This window comes from Azonexus sp. (assembly GCF_036170495.1).
GTDB lineage: Bacteria > Pseudomonadota > Gammaproteobacteria > Burkholderiales > Rhodocyclaceae > Azonexus.
In genome coordinates, this window is sequence record NZ_JAVHPH010000154.1 from 1 (window position 1) to 4,883 (window position 4,883).

5 protein-coding genes and 1 pseudogene are annotated in these 4,883 nt (G+C 54.0%); all 6 read right to left on the minus strand.

The window, feature by feature from the left end; all coding sequences use genetic code 11:
- Positions 1 to 1,768 (minus strand): annotated as a pseudogene (locus ADADOO_RS04815) (DNA-directed RNA polymerase subunit beta); the annotation flags it as partial.
- Between the two features lie 207 nt (positions 1,769 to 1,975).
- Positions 1,976 to 2,344, minus strand: a complete 369-nt coding sequence (gene rplL / locus ADADOO_RS04820; protein ID WP_511270624.1) for a 50S ribosomal protein L7/L12 — start codon at positions 2,342 to 2,344, stop codon at positions 1,976 to 1,978.
- Between the two features lie 38 nt (positions 2,345 to 2,382).
- Positions 2,383 to 2,880, minus strand: a complete 498-nt coding sequence (gene rplJ, locus ADADOO_RS04825; RefSeq protein WP_494648355.1) for a 50S ribosomal protein L10 — start codon at positions 2,878 to 2,880, stop codon at positions 2,383 to 2,385.
- A 228-nt stretch (positions 2,881 to 3,108) separates the two neighbouring features.
- Positions 3,109 to 3,804 (minus strand): 50S ribosomal protein L1, encoded by a 696-nt coding sequence (gene rplA / locus ADADOO_RS04830; protein ID WP_511275478.1) that lies wholly within the window; start codon positions 3,802 to 3,804, stop codon positions 3,109 to 3,111.
- 2 nt (positions 3,805 to 3,806) lie between these two features.
- Positions 3,807 to 4,238 (minus strand): 50S ribosomal protein L11, encoded by a 432-nt coding sequence (gene rplK, locus ADADOO_RS04835; protein WP_066879525.1) that lies wholly within the window; start codon positions 4,236 to 4,238, stop codon positions 3,807 to 3,809.
- Positions 4,239 to 4,344: 106 nt separating this feature from the next.
- On the minus strand, positions 4,345 to 4,878 hold the full coding sequence (gene nusG, locus ADADOO_RS04840; protein WP_226403518.1) for a transcription termination/antitermination protein NusG: 534 nt from the start codon (positions 4,876 to 4,878) through the stop codon (positions 4,345 to 4,347).
- Positions 4,879 to 4,883: the final 5 nt, after the last annotated feature.

Consider the following 4,883-nt stretch of genomic DNA (forward strand, 5'->3'; position numbering starts at 1 on the left):
TAAATTGCGACAATTGGCTTGAGCCAAAGAATTCCTTGATTGCAGCGCTGATCGGTTTGGCATTGATCAGGTCGTGCGGCATCAGGTTGTCGGATTCGGCTTGCGAAAGGCGTTCCTTGACGGCACGTTCAACACGAACGAGACCGGCGCGGAATTGATTTTCAGCCAACTCACCAACAGAACGAACACGACGATTACCCAAGTGGTCAATATCATCGATCTCGCCGCGTCCGTTGCGTAATTCAACGAGAATCTTGATAACCTCAACAATGTCACGAGGCGACAGGGTTAGTTGTTCGCGAACTTCAACGTTGGCACCGAGCGGCTTGATCTTTGCAGACAGCGCCTCTGCTTCTGCCAACGTCACGTTTTCAACCATGGCACGGGCGCCAAATGGCATCAAACCGACTAGATCTTGAATGGCAGCCAGCGCAAAACCAGAAGCTTCAGCCAGATTTTTCAGCGCAGCTTCGGCCTTGGAAGCCAAGCCCTTGAGCATCAGCTTGTACTCAATCACATCAGGACGAGCCAGGCGCCGATTGAACTTCATCCGGCCAACCCCAGACAGGTCGTAGCGTTCGTCAGAATAGAAGAGTCCGTTAAACAGGATTTCAACCGCCTCTTCCGTCGGCGGTTCGCCTGGACGCATCATTCGATAAATGGCAACACGAGCAGCTTGGCGGCTTGCTGTTTCGTCGGCGCGAAGTGTGTTTGAAATAAACGCTCCACGATCGAGTTCATTGGTGTACAGGGTTTCGATCGTCGAAATCTCGGATTCGCGCAGTTTGGTGAGCAATGTTTCAGTTATTTCGTCATTGGCGTTGGCAATGACTTCGCCCGTCGCCTTGTCAATGATGCTCTTGGCAACGACTCGCCCGACCAGAAACTCCTCCGGCACTTCAATTTGCTTGATGGCGACTGTAGCGATGTCACGGATATGCTTGGCAGTAATACGCTTGTCTTTGGCGACAATCACCTTGCCATCAGGGCCAACAAAGTCAAATCGAGCAACTTCTCCACGCAGCCGCTCGGGAACCAGGGTGAACTCGACTTTGTCTTTGGACAGCAGGAAGGTATCAAACTCGAAGAACTGAGCTAGAATTTCCTCGGACGACATGCCAATGGCCTTCAGCAGGGTGGTGACCGGCATCTTCCGACGACGGTCTACGCGGAAAAACAACGTATCTTTCGGATCGAATTCGAAATCCAGCCACGATCCACGATAAGGAATGACCCGCGCAGAAAAAAGCAGCTTACCCGAGCTATGAGTTTTGCCACGGTCATGCTCAAAGAACACACCAGGTGAGCGATGCAACTGCGAAACGATAACCCGCTCGGTTCCGTTGATAACAAAAGAACCGTTGGTCGTCATCAAGGGCATTTCGCCCATGTAAACTTCCTGCTCTTTGACTTCCTTGACGGTATCGGGTGCTTCACGATCCATGATGACCAAGCGGACCTTCGCACGTAGCGAAGATGCGAAAGTAAGGCCACGCTGCTGGCATTCCGTAACATCAAATGCCGGCTCACCCAGCATGTAGCTTACGAACTCCAGGCGAGCGTTGCCGGAATGCGAAATGATCGGAAATATAGAGGTGAATGCGGCTTGCAAGCCCTCGTTTTTCCGCCGCTCTGGAGCGACCCCGTCTTGCAGAAAATCCTTGAAAGACTGCAACTGGGTCGCCAACAAGTAGGGGACGTCAAGCACGCTGGCGCGCTTGGCGAAGCTCTTGCGGATGCGTTTCTTCTCGGTGAAGGAGTAAGTCATGGTAACTCCGTGAGGATGGAATCAAACGTTGAACCTGAGAAAACAGGCAAACGCAAACGAACTCTCCTCCCCAGAGGGGAAGAAGAAAGCATCGTTTGCGTTTGCCAACTGGCGTTATTCAAGTTCGTTTTTGGGGTGTATTAAGCCTGCAATACAAAGCACAAAAGGGCTGGCGACAAAGCCGCCAGCCCGCTTGCGAAACGTCTATTACTTAACTTCGACCTTGGCGCCAGCTGCTTCCAGTTGGGTCTTGAGGGCTTCTGCATCAGCCTTGGAAACACCTTCCTTGACTGCCTTCGGAGCACCATCAACCAGATCCTTGGCTTCTTTGAGGCCAAGACCGGTCACAGCACGAACGACCTTGATGACTTCGACCTTCTTGTCGCCGGCTGCGTTCAGCATGACGGTGAATTCAGTCTGCTCTTCGACAACAGCAGCAGCACCAGCCGGGCCGGCAACAGCCACGGCAGCAGCGGAAACGCCAAACTTCTCTTCGAATGCCTTGACCAGGTCATTCAGTTCCATAACGGTCAGGGAGCCTACGGCTTCCAGAATGTCTTCTTTGCTAATTGCCATTTCAATAAACTCCTAAATCAGTTCGTATGCGGTAGGGATCAAGCGGCAGCTTCTTCGCGCTGGGTAGCCAGGGCAGCCAGACCGCGGACGAAGCCGGCGACCGGAGCTTGCATGACGTACAGCAGCTTGGAGAGCAGCTCTTCGCGACTCGGGACGGACGCAAGCGCCTGCACACCAGCCTTGTCGAGCACATTGCCGGCGTAGGAGCCAGCCTTGAGTACCAATTTGTCGTTGGTTTTAGCGAAATCGCTAAGCACCTTCGCGGCAGCCACGGGATCGGCGGATACGCTGTAAATCAGCGGTCCGACCATGTGATCTGCCAGGCCTGCGAACGGGGTGTCCGCGACGGCGCGACGCACCAAGGTATTCTTCAACACGCGCAGATAGACGCCAGATTCGCGAGCCTTTTTGCGCAGCACAGTGAGGTCACCGACCTCAATGCCACGATATTCGGCAATCGCGATAGTCTGGGCGTTGGCTACTTGTGCCGATACCTCAGCTACAACCGCTTTTTTGTCGTTCAGATTGAGACCCACAGGTCTTTCCTCCTTTCAAGTCATAACACGACGGGAAGAATTTCCCGCCGCACCTACGGCGACCTGAACCAGAAGCTATGCCGCCCGTTTCCGGTCAGCAGAAAATCTTGTTCTGGGACACCGTCTGCGCAGGGTGCTTTCGCGATTAAGCCTCGTTGCCAAGGCGCCTGCGGTCTTTGACGATCTGCTGGTGACTGCCTAGGCAATCACCAGCAGCCCAAAGTACTTTTAGCCAATAAGAGTGGCCTGATCGACGCGAACGCCGGGGCCCATCGTGGCAGCAACTGCAACCTTGCGAAGATACTGGCCCTTGGAAGAAGCCGGCTTCGCCTTGTTCAATGCATCAATCAGCGCCTTCAGGTTGGACTCGAGGCTCTCGATCGAGAAGGAGGCACGGCCGATGGTGGCGTGAATGATGCCAGCCTTGTCAGTACGGTATTGAACCTGACCAGCCTTGGCGTTCTTCACGGCAGTGACGACATCCATCGTCACGGTACCGACCTTCGGGTTCGGCATCAGGCCACGCGGACCGAGTATCTGGCCGAGTTGGCCAACGATCTTCATGGCATCCGGCGTCGCGATAACGACATCAAAATTCAGGTTACCCGCCTTGACTTCAGCGGCCAAGTCGTCGAAACCGACGATTTCCGCACCGGCGGCCTTGGCGGCCTCAGCCTTTTCGCCCTGGGCGAAAACGGCCACACGGACGGACTTGCCGGTACCAGCTGGCAGAACGACAGAACCACGAACAACCTGGTCCGATTTACGTGCATCGACACCCAGATTAACAGCAACGTCGATGGACTCGTCAAATTTGGCGGTTGCGGTTTCCTTGGCCAGAGTCAGTGCTTCCTGAACCGGATACAGCTTCATCGCAACAATCTTGCCCGCTTGGGCTTTTTGCTTTTTGGTGAGCTTAGCCATGATTACAGACCCTCTACCGTAATGCCCATGGAACGGGCGGAACCAGCAATGGTGCGAACGGCTGCATCCATGTCTGCGGCGGTAAGATCAGGCATCTTGGTCTTGGCGATTTCTTCAGCCTGAGCACGCGTGATCTTGCCCACCTTGTCTGTATGCGGCTTGGCCGAACCGGACTTGATACCAGCAGCCTTCTTGATCAGGATGGTGGCCGGGGGCGTCTTCATCACAAAAGTGAAGGACTTGTCCGCGAATGCAGTGATCACAACAGGAATCGGCAGACCCGGCTCGACGCCTTGCGTCTGGGCATTGAATGCCTTGCAGAATTCCATGATATTCAGTCCGCGCTGACCCAGCGCCGGACCGATTGGGGGCGACGGATTTGCCTTGCCAGCAGGCACTTGCAGCTTGATATAACCAATAATTTTCTTGGCCATAATTGCTCCTTATTGATGAGTGTTAGCGCGCCTTCACGGAAACACTTCCGCTACCAACGCTCCTCTTGCCGAAACGGAGGGCTTTCGGCTTGCCCTAAAACAGCGATCAGGCTTTTTCGACCTGGCCAAACTCCAACTCGACCGGCGTAGCGCGACCAAAGATAGTCACCGAGACGCGGATGCGATTTTTTTCGTAATTAACGTCTTCGACGGCACCATGGAAGTCGGTAAACGGACCTTCCTTGACGCGCACAACTTCGCCAACCTCAAACAACACCTTCGGACGGGGTTTCTCAACACCCTCCTGCATTTGCTGCATGATTTTTTCAACTTCTTTTTCGGAAATCGGCGTGGGCTTGGTCGCCGTGCCGCCGACAAAACCGGTTACTTTGGGCGTATTCTTCACCAAGTGCCAGGAATCATCGTCCATTTCCATTTCGCACAGCACATAGCCCGGGAAGAACTTGCGTTCAGAGATGGCCTTCTGGCCATTCTTCATTTCAACCACTTCCTCAACCGGCACCAGAATGCGGCCAAATTTGTCTTGCATACCTAGCCGCTCTATGCGCTCCAAAATGGCACGCATGACACTTTTTTCGAAACCGGAGTAGGCGTGAACGACATACCAGCGTTTGCTCATGATTT

What these genes read in the sequence shown, in the direction of transcription:
- rplL (WP_511270624.1), bottom strand. Translation starts at nt 2,344, where the DNA reads ATGGCAATTAGCAAAGAAGACATTCTGGAAGCCGTAGGCTCCCTGACC.
- rplA (WP_511275478.1), bottom strand. Translation starts at nt 3,804, where the DNA reads ATGGCTAAGCTCACCAAAAAGCAAAAAGCCCAAGCGGGCAAGATTGTT.
- rplK (WP_066879525.1), bottom strand. Translation starts at nt 4,238, where the DNA reads ATGGCCAAGAAAATTATTGGTTATATCAAGCTGCAAGTGCCTGCTGGC.
- nusG (WP_226403518.1), bottom strand. Translation starts at nt 4,878, where the DNA reads ATGAGCAAACGCTGGTATGTCGTTCACGCCTACTCCGGTTTCGAAAAA.